Origin of the sequence: Nioella sediminis, assembly GCF_001879695.1 — a bacterium.
Lineage (GTDB): Bacteria > Pseudomonadota > Alphaproteobacteria > Rhodobacterales > Rhodobacteraceae > Nioella > Nioella sediminis.
Genome location: NZ_MNBL01000119.1, coordinates 1 through 511 on the forward strand (window position 1 = coordinate 1; position 511 = coordinate 511).

General features: G+C 62.4%; 1 protein-coding gene. It reads left to right on the top strand.

Going from position 1 to position 511, the window contains the following annotated elements; translation table 11 throughout:
• Positions 1-511, top strand: a 511-nt coding sequence (locus BKY26_RS20300; RefSeq protein ID WP_211268000.1) for an FG-GAP-like repeat-containing protein, incomplete at both ends; no start/stop codon positions are given.

The following is a 511-nucleotide window of genomic DNA, read 5'->3' on the forward strand; positions in this document are numbered from 1 at the left end:
GATCGAGGATTTCTCCGGCGATTTCCTAAAGATCGACTCGCCAGCCCTGAGCGGAAATTTGGCCTCTGTGCTGTCATCGGCCACTGTGGTCAACGGCAATCTTGTTCTCGATTTCGGAGGTGGCAACACGCTGACGCTGAACGGCATCACCGATGTTGCAGCACTGGACGGGCGCATTCAGGGCGTGAGCCAGCATGACCCCGAAAGCGACCTGACGGGCGATGGCACCTCCGACATTCTCTGGCGGAACGGCACGACGGGCCAGTACGGCATGTTCGACATGTCGGGTGGTACGCCCACGTGGAGCGTTCTGGGGGGTGAAAGCACCGCCTGGCAGATCGGTGGACTCGGTGATTTCGACGGCGATGGGACCGATGACATCCTCTGGCGCAACGATACGTCCGGCGGCATCGGCTTCTCGGCCATGGGCTCTGGCAGCCCGGTCTGGAACGCGCTCGGGACGGCCAGCGCGGCCTGGCAGATCATGGGAGTCGGCGATTTCAACGGCGAT